Below are 17,662 nucleotides of genomic sequence, written 5' to 3'. Positions count from 1 at the left end.
ACCGCTCATTGGTTGCGAGAGTGTTACAGGGTACCGAAGCGCGAAGGGGGCGGTCCGGCTGTCTGGCGGATCATCAGTTCCGGCGTAAAGCGACGGTGCAGCGGCTCGAGACTGTTGTCGTCCATTCGTGCGAACAACCTGTCTGTCGCCAGCACGCCGAGTTTCCGGATGGGCTGGTGCATGGTCGTCAGTCCATAATAGTGCGCCAGCTCGATGTCGTCGAAGCTGACGATGGACATGTTTTCGGGGCAGGAAGCACCGGTCTCCTTGATGGCGTGCATGGCGCCGAAGGCCTGGATGTCGCTGGTCACGAATACTGCGGTGGGACGCTCATCTTCGGGCATGCCAAGAATGCGTTTCATGACTTCATAGCCCGCATCCTTGCTGAAACCATCGTTTTTGGATTCCATTACCGGGTGGTGAATACCCATGTTTTTCACGTGTGGATAGGCGGAGAGTGCCTTGAGATACCCCGTCGAACGCTCACGAGCGGGGGTCGTGTCTTCAATACCCGTGATCATGGCGATACGTTTGTGTCCCAGCGAGATCAGATACTCGGTGGCGGCACGTGCGCCTTCGACATTCTCCACGAAAAACGAGTCGAAGTTTTCGTTGAATCTGTCGAGCAGAATGATCGGGAAATTGTTTTTTAGGTATTTCTGTGTGTAGTCGGGGGGGAGGTCGATGGAGGCAATCAGCATGCCGTCTGAATGTCCCGCACGAAGCGAGCGCTGCAGGTACACCTCGATCTGCTTTGGATGATTGACGCCGTAAAGCAGCAGATCATAATCCCGCTCGAAGAGTGCATCCTGGATACCGCCCAGCAGCTCAACGAAAAAGTAATTCGTGATGTAAGGCATGATGGCGGTAATCGTTCGGCTCTTTCGCCGGGCAAGGCGCTGCGCTGAGGCATTTGGCCGGTAATCAAGTCGCTGGGCGACTTCGATGACATGCTGTCTCGTGGTATCGGAAACCGACGGGTGATTGTTCAGCACCCTGGAAACGGTTCCAACGCCGACGTTGGCCTCTTTGGCGATATCATATATGGTTACGCCCAAACTTTCCTCCGTAAGGGTGCCATGGTTGCTATAAGAATTGGAAGCACTTCCATTATAAGGGATGGATTTTATTTTGTCAAGTGTTCCAGGCGACGGAACATGGTGAAATCATGACTGTTACGAGGAATGCGGTGTGTAGGAAACAGAGAAGCGGGTTTCATGGAAGGGGTTAGAGGAAACGCTTCAAGAAAATTTCTAGGAGAATTCACATGGAAAAAAAAATAAAAAAAAACATCCCCTCACGCGAGAGCGGAGGGGATGTGCGAAAATCTCAGCAGTTGGACGAGGAAAGGAGAATTATTCCACTTCCGAGATTTTTTCCATGAACTGCGCGCGGAGATAGTGGGCCGCTTTGTCCGCCTGGTGGAAACTGAGTTTTCCACGGAAATCGGCCACGGATTCAAATCCGTGCTCGGACATCCATCGTTCGATACCTTCATTGAGCGACGCGACATGTTCGATGCCTCTGTCATAGAGCACGGAGGCCACCTGCACGGCAGGAGCTCCGGCAAGGAGCAGTTTGATCACATCTTCCGCGGTTTTAATACCCGTCGTCGCGCAGATGTCGTACGGGAGGTAGTGTGACATCAATGCCGTCCATCGCAGTGGGAGATGCATGTCCGCCTCCGAACTGAACGCAAACGTCGTTTTCAGCGAAAGCGCATTGATATCGATATCCGGTTGTGTGAAGCGGTTGAAAAGGACGAGTCCATCAAGTCCACGGCGACCGAATTCCACAGCGACATTGGGCAGGGCGGAGAAGTAGGGACCGATTTTCAGGCTGACGGGAATTCCGACTTTCTGTTTGACCGTGCTGAGAATCTCATAGTACAGCTCCTCCATCTTGCGTCCGTCGAAGGTGAGATCGGTTGCGGTGGTGAACACATTGAGTTCGAGCGCATCGGCGCCTGCACCTTCCGCCTGACGTGCGAAATCTGGCCACCACTTCGAGGAAACGCAGTTGATGCTCGCGATCACAGGCAGTGTGGTTTCCGCCTTGGCTTCACGGATGAGGTCGGTGTAATCGGACGCCCCGTAAAGCAGTTCGAGATGCGCGAAATAGTAATCGTATGCTTCGGTATGATCGACCGTGCCTTCCTTGAGGCCGAAATCCTTCTCTGCGAGCACCTCCTCAAACAACGATTTCAGGACGACCGCTCCCGCGCCTGCCTTCTCGGCTTCTTTTATACGTTCGATGTTTTTCGTAAGTCCGCTGCTGGCCACTATGATGGGATTGCGAAGCTGCAGTCCCATATACGTCGTGGAAATATTCGGCATGTGTGTTCTCCGTCAGACGATGGTGTGGTATTTCTCCAGGATGAAAAGCTCCCGTAGAGGAATATCACAAATCCCCATCAGTGCCGCAAGTCCGTCTCAGTGCCGCACGTCTGTCTCAGTGCCGCACATCCGTCTCAGTGCCGCACTGCGTGTCGCACCGCATTCCATGACGGGGAGCACCTGCGGCCGCATGCGTTGCTTATTGCGCAGGGCTTTTATAGTTTGCGCACGTGCCTGATCCGGCCCGCGTGAAGAACTGAGCCAGCACGCCGGAATGGCACGCCGCTGCCGTCGTTGTCTGTCCTTTGCGCTGCGACGGTTTTCCACATTGAAAAACAGACCTTCTTTTCGCTCATGAAAGCCCTATTGCCGCTTAGTCTGCTGACAGCCGTTTTCCTTTTCGGCTGCTCCTCCGTGGATCTCAACACCGTCGTCGACACGCAGTTTCTGCTCGCCAATCGTTCACTCCCGCTGCAGAATATCCTTGTGGTCTACGACTCGCATGACCTGGCGAAGAAGGATGCCTTCGAGGAGGCATTCGCGTCGTATCTTCGGGATAACACGGCATGCATTGTGTACCGTGACATCGACCTGTATTCCCCGCTGAAAAACATGAGTGAGAAGGAAAAGCTCTGGGCGCTGAAAGATGAGAACATCGATGGGGTTCTCTACATGTTCGGGGGCAACAGTGACCGTTCACTGCGGGAATGGCTGTATCCCGAAGCGCCGGATATTCAGCGCGATACTCCGGCCTGGCGCTCGGGGGCGATCAAGCTTTTCCTCCCGAAAACAGCCCAGGTGATCTGGGTCGGGAGCATCAGTGATTACGGTTCCATCGTCTACGACGATCTCAACAGCCGCAGCTTTTTCTCGGCCGTATCGACGGACCTGCTGCGAAGGGGAATCATTGCTGCACGGGAAGAGGCGAATCCGGGACTGCGCGGTTTCAACCGGTAAGCTTCATCGGGGGCGTTGTGGTATTTTCTTTGGCAGAGCGGGATCGCAGTCCGGCAGGGACTGGACGTAAACGGGATTAATTCGTATTATTACGTGTACCCCTTACAGCGATAGGACTGCCGTGCGCCGCCCTAGCTTTTCGTTTCCGTACCTGCTATGCTGTATCCGCCTCGTGGGCTGTATCCGCCTTTTGGGCTGTATCCTCCTCGCTGGTGGAGCGTCGCTCCAATCCCTCCAGGCCCAGTCTCTGACCGTGTTCAATATCGATCATGGAAGCTACCCGCTTATGCATGCGCAGTTTTATGCGTTTGACGCACAGGGCGATATGCTGCAGGGACTCCAGCCCGGAGACTTCTTCCTGACAGAAAACGGAGAGCAGTGTGTGGTGCTGGATGTCGAATGCCCGACGCCTGCTCCGCCGAAGGCGCTTTCGGCTGTGCTTACTGTTGACGTGTCGGGGTCGATGGACGGGGGGCGTCTCGGACTCGCACGCAGTGCGGCGCATGCATGGATCGATGCGTTCCCACCCGGAGAATCTGAATGTGCGGTGACGTCCTTCAACACCCTCAATGTGCTGCAACAGGATTTTACCAATGACAGAAAGCTGCTCCGCGCGGCGGTCGACCGTCTCACTGCGGGAGGCGGAACCAGCTTTGATGCGGCGCTGATCGATCCGTTCGCGGGTGCACTGCGCATCGTCAGCAGGGGGAAACACAAGAAAGTGGTTGTGCTGCTCACCGACGGCCGTGCACGTGGTACGGAGTCGGCAATCATCGATGCCATGCGTCTGGTGGATGCGCAGGTGTTCTGTGTCACGCTCGGCGAGGAGACGCCGCCACTTCTGCAGCGCCTCTGCGATGAGAGCGGGGGAATGGCGTTCCCGCGTGTCATGACGCAGGAGGAGATCGTGAACATTTACCGCAGTATCCTTCACATCTCGCGGGAGCATCAGCCCTGCCGCATCACCTGGGAAAGCGGGGGATGCTCGTACGCACGGGATGTCGTGGTGCGTCTGCCGGCGCATGGCAGCATGGCACGCTCGGGCTACAGCCTGACCAGGGAAGATATGCCTGCGCTCGATTTTTATCCTTCCGCTGTTATCGCATTCGAGGGTGTGCCGCCGGGTGAAAAACGGGAGGCGACGATTTTGATCTCGGCGGTGGGACGAGATGTGGACATCCGCAGCATCACCCCTGATGACGCGCGATTTCGCATCCTCGACTATGGAGGGATCGATCCCCCATTCACACTCGGTGCCTGGCGGAAACGCGAAATACGCGTGCAGTATGAAGCGCTGGATTCCAATTATGCCAGTTGCCGCTTTGCGATTGAATCATCCGCCTGCCAGAAGGCATTTTTCGCCACCGCTGGATACCCGGGAAAGGGAGAAGACGAGCGCGTCATCACCCTCGTGCATCCGAACGGGGGAGAGGAGTTCGTGGCCGGGAGCGATACGGTTATTACGTGGACAGACGCCACCCCGGAGGATGAGGTCCGGCTGGATTTCAGTGCGGATGCGGGTGTCAACTGGTCGGTTATTGCGGAGCGGACGAAGGGACTGGCGTACACGTGGCGCGTGCCGCTGGTGGAGAGCGATCATTGCCTCGTTCGCGTGACTTTGCTCGCGTCTCTCCCCGCGCCGCAGGACATGGTGCTGATTCCTCCCGGCGGTTTTCTCATGGGAGATGGGAATGGAAACGGGAGTCCCGTCGAGCGTCCCGTACATGAAGTGACGCTCACGGAATCGTTCTACATGTCGACCCATGAAATCACACAGCGTGCATGGATAGAAGTCATGGGTTATAATCCATCGTCGCATCAGCGAGACATGTTCCCGGTATCCAACATCAGCTGGCTCGAAGCACTTGCGTACTGCAACAAACGCTCGGAGGCGGAGGGATTGCAGCCCTGCTATACCATTACAGGCGACAGTGCGGAATGCGATTTCGATGCTTCGGGGTACCGGCTCCCGACAGAGGCAGAATGGGAATACGCCTGCCGCGCCGGTTCGGGTGACGATTTCACCAATGGTCCGATGCGTGAACCTTACTGTGCCGGACCCGATGCCAACCTGACGCGCATCGGCTGGTACTGCGGGAACGTGTACTCAGGCAGCGTTCAGGAGGTTGCCACCCTGGCTCCGAACGCGTTCGGCCTGTACGATCTGCATGGTAACGTTCCTGAATGGTGCTGGGACTATTACCACGTCTATGAAGAGGGACAACAGATCGATCCCCATGGACCGGCTGTCGCCTCACCCGCCCAGTTTCGCGTGTACCGCGGCGGGGGCTTCAACCGCTTCGCTACAGAATGCCGCAGCGCCGCCCGCAACGGGACGCATGTACGCACGACATCCGGAATCGGCTTCCGCGTGGTCAGGAGATTCAGATGATGCGCCGCACACTCGCATATTCCGTCCTTTTACTGCTGGTGACTGGCTGGTCATTTCCAGAACTCGTCAGTCAGGTGCATGATCAATCTGATGCAGTGTTTTCCATTGTCATGCCATCGTCCGAGGCGCGGGATGTGGACATGGGGATAGTCTTCGCGGGATCAGAAAAGGATTCCCTGTTACGACGTTTCGTGGAAAACACGGGAAGGACGGCAATTCGCATCGACACGATCATCATTGAGGGAGGGCAGGCCGGGTCGTTCTCTGTCACGGGGGGCATTCCTCCGGTGCGTGTGGGCGAGGGAGAGGGACACGATGTGGTATTCGCATTTCATCCTGCCGTGGAGGGCGATTTTTCAGCAGACATCGTGCTGTACACACAGGTTGATACGCAGCGGTACAGGATTCATGGACGTGCGGTGGCACAGCGCGTTACCGTGGTAACGGGTCCGGTAGACTTCGGTGCCATTCCTGTCGGCGCAGTGCGCGACAGTCTTGTGGATGTGGTTCTGCGCAACCTGAGTCCGCTGCCGGTCGAACTGCAGCACATCGTGCAGGCGGGACCGGACAGCGCACAGTTTGTGATGCTCGATGGTGCAGAACCTTTCATGCTTCCTCCGTGGTCCACGCATGCAATGACACTTCGTTTCGCTCCGAAACGGGCGGGACGCACCAGCGGAAGCGTGCATTTTCATGCCGCGGGGCTCCCCTTGCCCGTGACCATGCAGTTATTCGGAGAAGGAATAGGGGTACAGGCCGCCGCCGTGCTGGCGACGGACACTGTCCGCGCTGCCGCAGGAACGATGATCACGCTTCCCATTCGGCTTCGTGATATGCAGGATTTCCAGCTTTCCGGCGCGACATCCGTATTCACACAGCTGCGTTACCGTGCCTCACTCCTCGTGCCCGTGGGCGCCACGCCCGAAGGACAGCTTATCGGGAAGGATCGCGTCATTCCACTCGATGACCTGCCCACGCTGCCCTTGCGCGACGATATCATCGCCGAATTCACTTTCCTCGTCGTCCTGGGCGATACAACCGGGACGACACTCCAGCTTGAACACAGCGCCGCAAAGGGCGGGGATGTCGCACTTTCGGAGGAAAACGGTCTTCTGCTGCTGACGGATCTCTGCGAAGAGGGTGGGACCCGTCTCTTCGACGGGGATGCGCGCGTCGCACTGCAGCCGAACAGTCCGAATCCTTTCAACGGAGTAACAGCCATTCGTTTCCAGGTAATCGAACGTGCACACGCGCTGCTGAGTGTACGCGACGTGAGTGGACGCGTCGTCGAGACACTTTTCGACGCCGAAGCAGAGCCGGGACAGTACGTGGTGACCTTCGATGCCGCGGCGCTCTCCAGCGGCAGCTATATCATAGAGCTGCGCAGCGGTGTGACACTGCAGCGACAGGTCATGACAGTACTGAAGTGATGCAGCGGTATTGTTGCGAGGATTTCGTTTTGCATTGAATGTCTGGTATGCAGAGAATATGTATTTTCTTTGCAGTCGTTCATCCCCATTGTTGTACGGAGCAGCAGTAATGAACCCGATTGGGACCGCATGTTTTCGCAGGGCGGACCGCACGATCCTGTGCGTCGTTCTGTCGTTGCTGTTGTGTTCGTCCCTCTCCGCGCAGTCGCTGAAGGAATGGACGGTGAATGCGGATTTCGACGAAGGACTGCTCATTAACGTCAATCACGATGTCGTCGCGGATCAGCTGCAGCTGAACCATGAGAGCGCCCTGCTGCCGTACGTGAACGTTGCTGCCTCTGATCGCGGCACGGTGATCCGCATTGATGCGAATACGGGGAAAATTCTCGGGGAGTATCGAACAACGCCGCAGGGGGCGCTGCACAATCCTTCGCGTACAACCGTCGACAGGGCCGGTAATGTCTGGGCCGCGAACAGGGATCAGCCGGTTCCGGCAGGAACGGGCATGGGGTCGGTGGTGAAAATCGGTGTGGTGCTCGGCGGGACCCGCTGTGACCGGAACGGGCTTCCTGTCGCAAGTGGAGAGTATCTCAAGCCGCCGTTTCTCTACTGCTCGGCGGTGGACAGGGACGGGGATGGGCTGATCCGGACATCCCGCGGACTCGGGGATATTAAATCCTGGGATGGTGACGGCGTTGAGGATGCCGAGGATGAGTGCATCCTGCTCTATGAGAAAATTCCTGCACGCAACTGCCGGCATATTTCCATCGATGCCGACAACAACGTCTGGGTGGGCGGCTATTCCATGCAGAACATCACCCTGTCGACGATGATGAAGCTCGACGGACACACCGGTGATGTTCTCATGCTGAAGGAGCAGCTGAAATGTGGGGGATACGGGGGACTGGTAAGTGCGAACGGTACGATCTTTTCTTCCTCGCTCAATGGCGGGAGCGGTCCCATGCTGATGATGTCATCGTCCGGCGATACCACCTGCATCGATGCCGTGGAATCCTACGGCATCGCGGAAGCGCCGGATGGAAGTATCTGGGCGTCGTCTTATGAGAAGGCTCTGCTTTTCAAACTCGATCCCACGGGAGCCATACTCCCGGGATATCCGATAGCACTCAACGGCACACTCGTTCGCGGTGTTGCTGTGACACCGGACGACAGTCACGTCTGGATAGCATGTACGGGCACGAACACCGTTGAGCGGCGTGATGCGGATGGAGCGCTGATCAAGGAATTTGATCTGGCATCGAATGGAACACCGGGGGAGTTTCCGACAGGTGTCGCGGTGGATTACAACGGGAAAGTGTGGATCACATGCGCGAACACGAACAACGTGTTTCGCATCGATCCCGCGGGTGATGCAGGGAAGGGACTGATAGACATGGTGGTCGATCTCGGGTTCGGAGCGCGTCCCTACAACTACAGTGACATGACCGGTGCGGCGTATGGAGAGTACTATGCGCTGTACGGTACGTGGTCGGTGCTGCATGATGGGGGGGCGGACGGGCTGCTCTGGCAGCGCGTCAGGTGGAATGCAAGTGAGCCGTCAGATTCCAGAATTCTCGTGAAAGCACGGGCTTCAGACAGCCGTGAAGATCTCCTGGATGAGGAATACCGTTATCTCGAGAACGGCACACTGAACTGTGACAGCGCATTGAGCGGGCGGTACATACAGATGATCGTCGAGTTCTTTCGAGGCAGCTCCACCACGAACAATCCGGTCTTGTATGACATCGAACTTGCCGGTACCCCGCGACCCATCGTGGAGACTGTTTCCAATGTCATCTGCAAAGGCGATTCCGTCCGCATACAGGCCGACCCGCGATTCACACAGATACGGTGGAACGACGGGAAAGGCGGCACGGTGCGATTCATCACGGAAGGGGGAACGTACTGGTATGAAGCGCGCACGTCACTCGGCTGCTACATCCTCTCCGATTCGATGCAGATCGATTTGCATGAACGGCCGACACCGCATGTTGAAGCAAGTGCGCTCATCAAATGTACAGGAGAACCGGTCGAGCTTCGCGTCAGCGAAGCTTACGAGCACTATCGCTGGGAGCCGGCATTGCCGCATGACACTCTGCGCACGCTTCTGGTTACCGTACCCGGCACATATCGTGTCGAGGTCATCGATTCGAACGGCTGCAGCGGACTGTCTCCGGCTATCGGCATCAGTGATTATCCGGCGTCGGTGCTGAAACTCGAAGCGCTCGGTGATACGGTTATCTGTTCCTCTGAAGACGATGTTACGCTGCGTGCAACGCCGGGATATGCGCAGTATTTCTGGAGTACCGGTGACAGCAGCAAGGGCAACCTGCTTTCGGTGACCGATTCAGGACGATACACCGTCGTTGCATACGACGCCAACGGTTGCCGTGTCGTATCGAATGCCATTACCGTGCGTCGCAGTCCCACACCTTTCCTGGAACTGATACTCGATGGTCCCGCCGAACACTGTGAAGGTGAGGAGGTCATGCTGCACGCCACACCGGGATTCGTGAATTACCGCTGGAGCACGGGGGCCAACGGAGAGATTCCTTCCATACCCGGAGGTGACAGTGGTGACTACTGGGTCGTCGCAACGGATTCCAACGGCTGCCGCATTACATCCGACACGATACGGCTGACTGTGCATGCCGGTCCCGACATTAAACTCCGGGCGGTCGGTGACAGCGTGCTCTGTGGAGAGGGCATCCTTCGTCTCGAAGCAACACCCGGGTACACGGAATACGAGTGGAACACCGGTCAGCTCAGCCCCGACCCCTGGCTTGATGTGACCCTGCCGGGGCTCTACCAGGTTTCCGTGCGTGATAGCATGGGATGCGTGGGAAAATCGAACCCAGTGAACATTGTTATTCATGAAAAACCAAGCGTGGACATCTGGCTCGATGGCGGACTCGTACTCTGCAGAGGGTCCGTCAGCATGCTCAATGCAACACCTGGTTTCGACATCTACCGCTGGAGCACAGGGCTTGAGGGGCCGATGTCGAACATCGCCATTACCGACAGCGGGCGCTTCTGGGTAGAGGTCGAAAATGAAATCGGCTGCCGTGCCATGTCCGACACCGTCGTGGTTCGCATCGGCGATGAACTCGCCCCGCAGATTCGTCCCCCCAGCGATACCCTATGTCCCGGAGGGAGCGTTTCTCTTGACGCCGGAGGTGGGTATGCGCGGTATGAATGGAGTACAGGTGATACCACACGCATCATCGAGGTAACGAAACCCGGTATTTATCATATCACTGTGTACTCGGACAATGGATGCAGTGGCGATACAACCGTTCCGATTTACGCGGAGCTCCCCGTTCTCATCAGCGGATCGACGGATACACTCTGCCGCGGCGATGCTCGCGAGCTCGACGCGGGAGCGGGATATGCCTCCTATTCCTGGAGCACGGGGGAGCAGACGCGCCGCATTACGGTGACGGATTCGGGCAGCTATGTCGCAACGGTCACGACTTCGCGCGGCTGCGTGCTGCATGACACCATTCGGGTGTACACGTATCCCCTGAGGCCACTGGTATTTGACGGACCCCGCTCCGTCTGCCCCGGAGAAGAAGTGCGATACCATGTCGGTGGCGACTCCCTTTCCTCCGTCGACTGGATACTCCCGGCCGGTGGTGAAATCCTCCAGGGCGCTGGTACCGCGGATGTACTCGTGCGATGGAATGAAGTCGGTACTCACGAACTCACTGCACAGACAAGGTTATTCCCGTCTGGCTGTCCCCACGACAGCAGTATCCAGGTACTGGTGGAAACCGTGATCGCTCCGTCGATTGCAGGGGAAACGCAGCTCTGCAGCGGAGAGAATACGTGGCTTTCCGTGGGACCGCATCAAAGCGGCAGCCTGTGGATACTGCCGGATGGGAGACGGGTTTCCGGGACCGACAGCATCGAAACGGGACAGTTGGGATTGCACCGCTTCGTGGCAACGAATACCAGCGGCTGTGCGGATACGTCCTCCATCATCGTCACACCACTCGCGGCGCCGGACGCGTTCATCATCGGTGAGACGGCGTTCTGCGAAGGGGAAAGCACCAGCCTGACGGCGGCAGGGACGTATGCCTCGCATCGATGGATTACCGCCGACGGCAGCAGTACAGATGACACGCTGCGCCGCAACAGGGCAGGGAGCGTCGTGCTGGAAACCAGGGGTGCAAACGGATGCACCGCACGCGACTCCGTGATGCTGACCATATATCCTGCTCCGCTTCCCGTGATCACTGGCGACACGCTGCTGGTGTATGGCGGCACTACTGAGCTGTGCCTTGACAGGAATTGGCAGCAGATTCGGTGGACATTGCCTGATGGCAGTGGCATCGCGGACAAACAATGCATCACAGTGGCGGACACCGGGGTGTACCAAGCGCTCGTTTTCGATTCACTCGGCTGTCCGGGTACCGTCACACATCTGTTGCGCATGGAACCGGCGGAAGCCCGCGCTGTGGTCGGACTCCCCACGCTGCGTGCCGAGCCGGGAGAGCGAATCATGATCAGCATCGATCTGCTCGAGGCGCAGCAACTCGCCGGACTCCCTCTCACCGGCTGGTCGGCCGAGCTGGAGATTGACGGACGCGTTCTGATTCCCTGGGGAGCAACGGCCGAAGGCCGGATGGAAGGCGATATGCGTATCGTTCCGGTCTCAGGTCCCGCGGCAGGCTCCCCGCAGCGTCTGCTCACACTTGAATTTCTCGTTCTCCTCGGTCCGGTCGACAGTACGTCCCTCTCACTGCACGCGTATACCTGGGAAGGCGCACCGGTGCGGACGGATCTGATCGACGGAGCGGTGCTTGTGGAAATCTGTACCGAGGGCGGAGATCGTCTGTTCGATGCAAGCGGTACGATTCGTCTCGAAGCCAATCGACCGAACCCATTCAATTCCAGCACCGTCATCACGTTCGAAATCATCGAGGCCGGGAATACTGAAGTCGTCGTCATGGATGATGTGGGACGTGTGGTGCGTACGCTGCAGCAGGGCAGCCTGCAGCCAGGTGTGTATTCGTTACTTTTCGATGCGCATGGCCTTTCGAGTGGACTCTACTACTGCGTTCTCCGCACACCGACACAACGTCGCGTACAGCGCATGCAGCTGATCAAATAGTCAGCCGCAGGGGCTTCTCCCCGAGTCGATGACACCGTTTTTGCTTTGAAATTTCCATGAATGGGGGGATATTTCAGCAATAAGAGTGCTGAAAGGCGTCTGCACGAGAATCCGGCTTTCCGCCTCTCGCATCCTACCTGAAATACACCGGCCCCACAGTCCATCGCACAACGATGATTAGAACCAAAGACCTGACGCTCACCGCCATTTTCAACCAGAGCATCACGGAGTACGCTGAGCGTCCCGCACTTTCCTTCGTCTCGGCCACGCCGATGAGTTACAGCGAGCTCGGCGAAGCGGTCTCACAGGTGCGTGCCTCCCTGAGAAAGCTCGATGTGCGTCCAGGAGATCGTGTCGGCATCCTCAGCGGCAACATGCCGAACTGGGGGGTGGCGTACTTTGCCATTACAACCATGGGTGCAGTGGCGGTGCCGCTGCTGCCGGATTTTCATGAAAACGAGATCGGGACCTTTCTGCAGCACGCCGGGTGTGATGTGTTGTTTGTGTCGGCCAGGCTGTACCCGAAGCTTGCAGGCCTGGATTTACCACGTCTGAGGCATCGCGTGCTCATAGATTCATTCGAGATCATCGAAGACGGCGCGAAAGAGACCCGGACAGGTGCGCACGCTCCTCTCTGGCGTCCCTCATTCGGCGTGGAAGAAGCATCCGACGTACACGAGGATGACCTGGCGACCATTATCTATACCTCGGGGACGACAGGGAAATCAAAGGGCGTGATGCTGACGCATCGCAATATTGCGTTCAATGCAACGCAGGTGCAGACGATACAGCCCGTACAGCCGGAGGATGTGTTTCTTTCCATTCTCCCGCTTTCGCACACATACGAAAACACGCTCGGACTTATCCTCCCGATACTCACCGGCGCCTCGGTGCATTATCTCGAGAAACCTCCGACGGCCAGTGCGCTGCTGCCGGCGCTTGAGAAAGTGCGTCCCACAATCATGCTCAGTGTTCCTCTCGTCATTGAGAAAGTGTATAAGCAGCGTGTGCTTCCCGAAGTCACGCGCAATGGATTGCTTCGTCGCGTGCACGGGACGAATGCCGGCCGCAAACTGCTGTACCGCATTGCCGGCCGCAAACTTTTGAAGACGTTTGGGGGACGCCTGCACTTTTTCGGTGTCGGCGGCGCCAAGCTGGATGCGTCGGTTGAAGCATTCCTGCGCGAGGCGCGCTTCCCGTATGCCGTCGGATATGGTCTGACGGAAACCGCACCGCTGCTTGCCGGGGCCAATCCGGAGCATATTCGGTATCAGTCCACTGGTCCCGCCATGCAGGGCATCGAACTGCGCATTGCCGATGCGGATTCGCAGAGCGGCGAGGGCGAGATCCAGGCACGCGGGGCGAGCGTCATGCGCGGCTACTACAATGAACCCGAGCTTTCACGCGAGACGCTGACGGATGATGGCTGGTTCCGCACGGGCGATCTCGGCTGTTTCGATGAGGATGGCCATTTGTATATCAAGGGCAGGTTGAAAAATCTGATCGTCAGTTCCAGCGGTGAGAACATCTATCCTGAAGAAATCGAGTCGGTCATCAACCGTCACCGCTACGTCCTCGAATCCCTGGTCATGGAGCAGAAGGGGAAGCTTGTCGCTCTCGTGCATCTCAACTACGAGGAGATCGAGGAGCATTTCGCGCATATGAAGGAGGAAGCAGTGCAATATGTGCAAAAGAAGGTCGAAGAGACGCTGGACGAGCTGAAAGGATATGTCAACACACAGGTCAACCGTTTCTCACAGCTGGCGACGGTGATTGAGCAGCGTATTCCTTTCGAAAAAACTCCCACACAGAAGATCAAGCGCTTCCTCTATATTTCCGCCTGACCCGGGCGAAGCTGGCACCTCCTTCGAATTCCGGTTATTAACGATGATTTCACAAGGGGATGAATTTCCCACCCAGGAACGCTTTCAGGGTGCTGAGAGGTTTTATAGGTTGGGAGACGGTCAGGAATCACCATGCATACGGAGCGACAATGAAGAAACTTACTCTCGCAGAACAGCTTCTGCTGCTCGCAACCGATGACGAAAAAGGAAGCGTCGTAATGGCGGGGTCGACTTCGGTACCGTATGGTCTGGCCGGAGCGCTGCTGCTGGAATTACACATGCAGAAGCGCCTGCAATGGCGCGAGAAAACCGTCGCCCTGATTGATACCACTCCCACAGGCGATCCGCTGGCTGATGAAGCGATGGAGCTTATCCATGACTCGATCAAGGAGAGGGACGGCAAATACTGGGTGTCCCGGTTGCAGCGTAAAATCCCGAAGTTCCGCGCGCGTGTATTCGACAACCTTGTGCAGAAAGGCATTCTGAAGCGTGAGGAAAAGAAATTTCTGTGGGTTATTCCGTACAAGCGGTATCCCGAAGAGGATCCGCAGCCGGAACGTCGTGTGCGCGAGATGCTGCACGACCTGATCGAAGGACGCATTGCTCCAACCGAACGGCTTCTGGCGCTGCTCAGTCTCGTGCGCGCCTGCGACCTCATCACCGAAGTGTTCGGCAAATCGAACAAGCGCGAGATGAAGAAGCGCATCGATGCCTTTATCACGGACGAGAGGGTAGGGAAGGCAGTGTCAGCTGTCGTCGCCGAGGTAAACGCCGCCGTGATGGCTGCTGTGACAGCCGCTGTCGCATCCAGCGCAGCTTCTGCCGCATCTTCCTGACAACCACCATCAAAAGCATCCACGAACTCCGAGTATCCATGATCGCAAGCTGTTTTCGCGTTCTCATTCCCATCCTGATATTTATCGTTCCCGTCACACTTTTCGCGCAGCAGGCCCCCGCATCGGAGAATGCACGGGGGCCGTCGACGCAGTCCGGCTCTCCGCAGGCGACGCAGTCCGGCTCTCCGCAGGCGACGCAGTCCGGCTCTCCGCAGACGAAAAGCGGCGAAACAGTGCGCGGCATCATCGTTGATGATGAAAGCGGACATATCATTGAATATGCCAGCGTGGTGCTGTCGCGCAGCGCCGACAGCAGCATGGTGCAGGGAACGATCACGGATGCGGAAGGACGCTTCACACTCGACGATGTACCGGACGGACGCTACTATCTCGATGTGAGTTTCATGGGGTATGAGAAGCGGCGTGTCGATGGCGTTCGCGTGCAGGGAAATACCGTCGATCTCGGGCGCATCCGCATGGAAGTCGCCTCCATCGCCATGGAGGAAGTTGAAGTTGCCGCGGATCGTGCGCCGGTATCCTATGAGATCGACAAGAAAGTCATCAATGTAGAAGGACAGCTGACGGCCACGTCCGGAACAGCCGTTGACGTGCTTCAGAACGTCCCTTCCGTCACCGTGGACCTCGACGGCGCGGTTCGTCTGCGCGGCAGTGGTAGTTTTACGCTGCTGATCGACGGCCGTCCCTCAGCCCTCGATGCCTCTGATGCGCTCGAGCAGATTCCGTCGAGCGCCATCGAAAACATCGAAATCATCACCAATCCCTCCGCCAAATATGATCCCGAAGGCGTTTCCGGCATCATCAACGTCATCATGAAGAAGGGCCGGCAATCCGGCACCACCGGCACCTTCAATATCAATGCGGGAACGCAGGACCGCTATGGCGCCGATATGCTGCTTACGCAGCGGGGAGAAGGCTTCTCGGTGTATTTCGGTGGGGATTATGGAAAACGCGGGCGCTACGCAACCGAGCGTGAGAACAGCGAATTTCAGACGGGCGACGGAAGTATTCTCATTGACAGCAGAGGGGACTCGCGGCATGCCCGTGAGGGGTGGAGTCTGCGCAGCGGTATCGATCTCCCTTTCAGCGCACGGGATAATTTCGGGCTGGGACTCCGCTACGGATACCGGGATCATGGTGGAAACAGTACGATGGATTATGTCGAGACGCGAAGTGGCGAAATCCCGCGTTCTTACGTCAGTGAGAATACCCGTGGACGGGGTGGAAATTTCTTTGCCGGCGATGCCAACTACCAGCACCGTTTCGACGGTGAGAAACACGAACTGAACGCGCAGTTCTCGTACAGACATCGAACAGGGGAGGAGGAGACCACCGACGAGCTGCTGGACGAAAGCGGCACGATCACAAGCGGACGGCGCAGCACGGAAGATGGTCCCGGAACCAGGGTCGAAACCCGTGTTGACTATCTTCGTCCCCTCGGTACCGCTTCTTCACTCGAATCCGGTTACCAGTCGCGGATCAGTTCCTCGGAGGATATAACCACGTTGTCGGATTACGATACGCAGCAGCAGCAGTATGTGCTGCAGCCCGAATTCAGCCGTTCCACCACCTACGACCGCAACATTCATGCGCTGTACAGCATGTTCCGCAGCGAAGTGGGGCAGTTTGGTTTCCAGGCGGGATTGCGAGGGGAGTACACGGGCAGGACGGTGGAATACACCGATACCGCCGCGACCTTTTCCATTGACCGATGGGATTATTTCCCCACGCTCCACACCTCGTACAGTTTCTCCGCTACGCAGCAGATCATGGCCAGCTACACGCGTCGCATCGAGCGTCCACGAGGCTGGTATCTCGAGCCCTTCCTGACATGGATGGACGCTTACAATGTACGCGTTGGAAACCCTGACCTGCAGCCCGAGTACATCGATTCCTGGGAAATGGCCTGGCAAACCCACATTGGCGAAAACCTATTATCCCTCGAAGGCTACCACCGCGCGACTTCGAATAAAATCGAACGCGTGCGCAGTGTTTTCAATGATAACGTCACCCTGCATCGCGTGGAGAACGTCGGCAAAGAGACAGCCTCAGGTGCCGAACTGCTGTTCAACTTCCGCGCCTTCGGGTTATGGGACATCTACCTGCTCGGAAACGTGTATGATTACCGCATCAGCGGACAGCTGGGTGAACAGAATTTCGACGAGCAGCGCCTGACCTGGAATCTGCGTTTCAACAACACGCTGAAACTTTCACCGACCACCATGCTGCAGCTGAACCTGCGGTACAACAGTCCCTCGGTTTCCGCGCAGGGACGCACCGAAGGCTACGCCGTTGCCGATCTTGCCGTACGCCAGGAATTCTTCGACCGCCGCTTCTCCGCGACCCTCGACATCGGAGACGTCTTCGGCAGTGCCGACCGCGAATCCAGGACCTTCGGTACCGATTTTTCATCCTACCATTACTATGAACGCGAGTCACCCCAGGTCACCCTTACGCTGCGCTACAACCTGAACCCCGTCAAGAAGGAAAAGGGTGAAGAGCGCCGGGGCGGCGAAGAGTTCGACGACGAATTCTAGTGAGCTCGTTCCGTCCTGTGGACGGAACTCGCGCCTGAGCGCCGCTTCGCATCGCGCGGGAGTTCGCTTGCGCTCACGCAGGAGCGCCGCTTCGCGTCGCGCAGGAGTTCGCTTGCGCTCACGCAGGAGCGCCGCTTCGCGTCGCGCGGGAGTTCGCTTGCGCTCACGCAGGAGCGCCGCTTCGCATCGCGCGGGA

The 17,662-nt window shown here is 57.5% G+C and carries 9 protein-coding genes; 7 read left to right on the top strand and 2 right to left on the bottom strand.

Annotated elements, in window-relative coordinates:
- Nucleotides 1-23: 23 nt before the first annotated feature.
- Nucleotides 24-1,058, bottom strand: a complete 1,035-nt coding sequence (locus KQI65_14285) for a LacI family transcriptional regulator (GenBank protein MCB2205907.1) — start codon at nt 1,056-1,058, stop codon at nt 24-26.
- A 297-nt stretch (nt 1,059-1,355) separates the two neighbouring features.
- The gene (locus tag KQI65_14280) at nt 1,356-2,336 is read right to left on the bottom strand and encodes a dihydroorotate dehydrogenase-like protein (GenBank protein MCB2205906.1); all 981 of its coding nucleotides are present in this window, start codon (nt 2,334-2,336) and stop codon (nt 1,356-1,358) included.
- A 354-nt stretch (nt 2,337-2,690) separates the two neighbouring features.
- On the opposite strand from KQI65_14280, the gene KQI65_14275 reads away from it, so the two are divergent.
- The 7 genes from KQI65_14275 to KQI65_14245 all read left to right on the top strand — a co-directional run bounded on the left by KQI65_14275 (nt 2,691) and on the right by KQI65_14245 (nt 17,466).
- Entirely contained in the window at nt 2,691-3,293 is a 603-nt protein-coding gene (locus tag KQI65_14275; GenBank protein MCB2205905.1) for a hypothetical protein, read from the top strand.
- 190 nt (nt 3,294-3,483) lie between these two features.
- Nucleotides 3,484-5,685: an SUMF1/EgtB/PvdO family nonheme iron enzyme gene (locus KQI65_14270; protein ID MCB2205904.1), complete on the top strand. Its 2,202-nt coding sequence runs from the start codon at nt 3,484-3,486 to the stop codon at nt 5,683-5,685.
- Complete coding sequence (locus KQI65_14265; GenBank protein MCB2205903.1) at nt 5,682-7,115, top strand: choice-of-anchor D domain-containing protein; 1,434 nt, start codon at nt 5,682-5,684, stop codon at nt 7,113-7,115. Before KQI65_14270 ends, KQI65_14265 begins: the two co-directional genes overlap by 4 nt.
- Nucleotides 7,116-7,224: 109 nt before the next feature.
- A complete protein-coding gene (locus tag KQI65_14260) occupies nt 7,225-12,231 on the top strand; it encodes a hypothetical protein (protein MCB2205902.1) in 5,007 nt (1,668 codons plus the stop codon).
- A gap of 173 nt (nt 12,232-12,404) precedes the next feature.
- Nucleotides 12,405-14,075, top strand: a complete 1,671-nt coding sequence (locus KQI65_14255) for an AMP-binding protein (GenBank protein ID MCB2205901.1) — start codon at nt 12,405-12,407, stop codon at nt 14,073-14,075.
- Between the two features lie 149 nt (nt 14,076-14,224).
- Nucleotides 14,225-14,911, top strand: a complete 687-nt coding sequence (locus KQI65_14250) for a GPP34 family phosphoprotein (GenBank protein MCB2205900.1) — start codon at nt 14,225-14,227, stop codon at nt 14,909-14,911.
- Between the two features lie 38 nt (nt 14,912-14,949).
- Nucleotides 14,950-17,466, top strand: coding sequence for a TonB-dependent receptor (locus tag KQI65_14245; GenBank protein MCB2205899.1), 2,517 nt, complete (start codon nt 14,950-14,952; stop codon nt 17,464-17,466).
- The last annotated feature ends 196 nt before the right edge of the window (nt 17,467-17,662 follow it).

This window comes from bacterium, assembly GCA_020444325.1.
Lineage (GTDB): Bacteria > Bacteroidota > Ignavibacteria > SZUA-365 > SZUA-365 > BM516.
Note: the sequence above shows the minus strand (reverse complement) of the source record. Positions and strands in the feature narration are given on the sequence as shown.

What these genes read in the sequence shown, in the direction of transcription:
- KQI65_14280 (MCB2205906.1), bottom strand. Translation starts at nt 2,336, where the DNA reads ATGCCGAATATTTCCACGACGTATATGGGACTGCAGCTTCGCAATCCC.
- KQI65_14245 (MCB2205899.1), top strand. Translation starts at nt 14,950, where the DNA reads ATGATCGCAAGCTGTTTTCGCGTTCTCATTCCCATCCTGATATTTATC.
- KQI65_14250 (MCB2205900.1), top strand. Translation starts at nt 14,225, where the DNA reads ATGAAGAAACTTACTCTCGCAGAACAGCTTCTGCTGCTCGCAACCGAT.
- KQI65_14260 (MCB2205902.1), top strand. Translation starts at nt 7,225, where the DNA reads ATGAACCCGATTGGGACCGCATGTTTTCGCAGGGCGGACCGCACGATC.
- KQI65_14265 (MCB2205903.1), top strand. Translation starts at nt 5,682, where the DNA reads ATGATGCGCCGCACACTCGCATATTCCGTCCTTTTACTGCTGGTGACT.
- KQI65_14255 (MCB2205901.1), top strand. Translation starts at nt 12,405, where the DNA reads ATGATTAGAACCAAAGACCTGACGCTCACCGCCATTTTCAACCAGAGC.
- KQI65_14275 (MCB2205905.1), top strand. Translation starts at nt 2,691, where the DNA reads ATGAAAGCCCTATTGCCGCTTAGTCTGCTGACAGCCGTTTTCCTTTTC.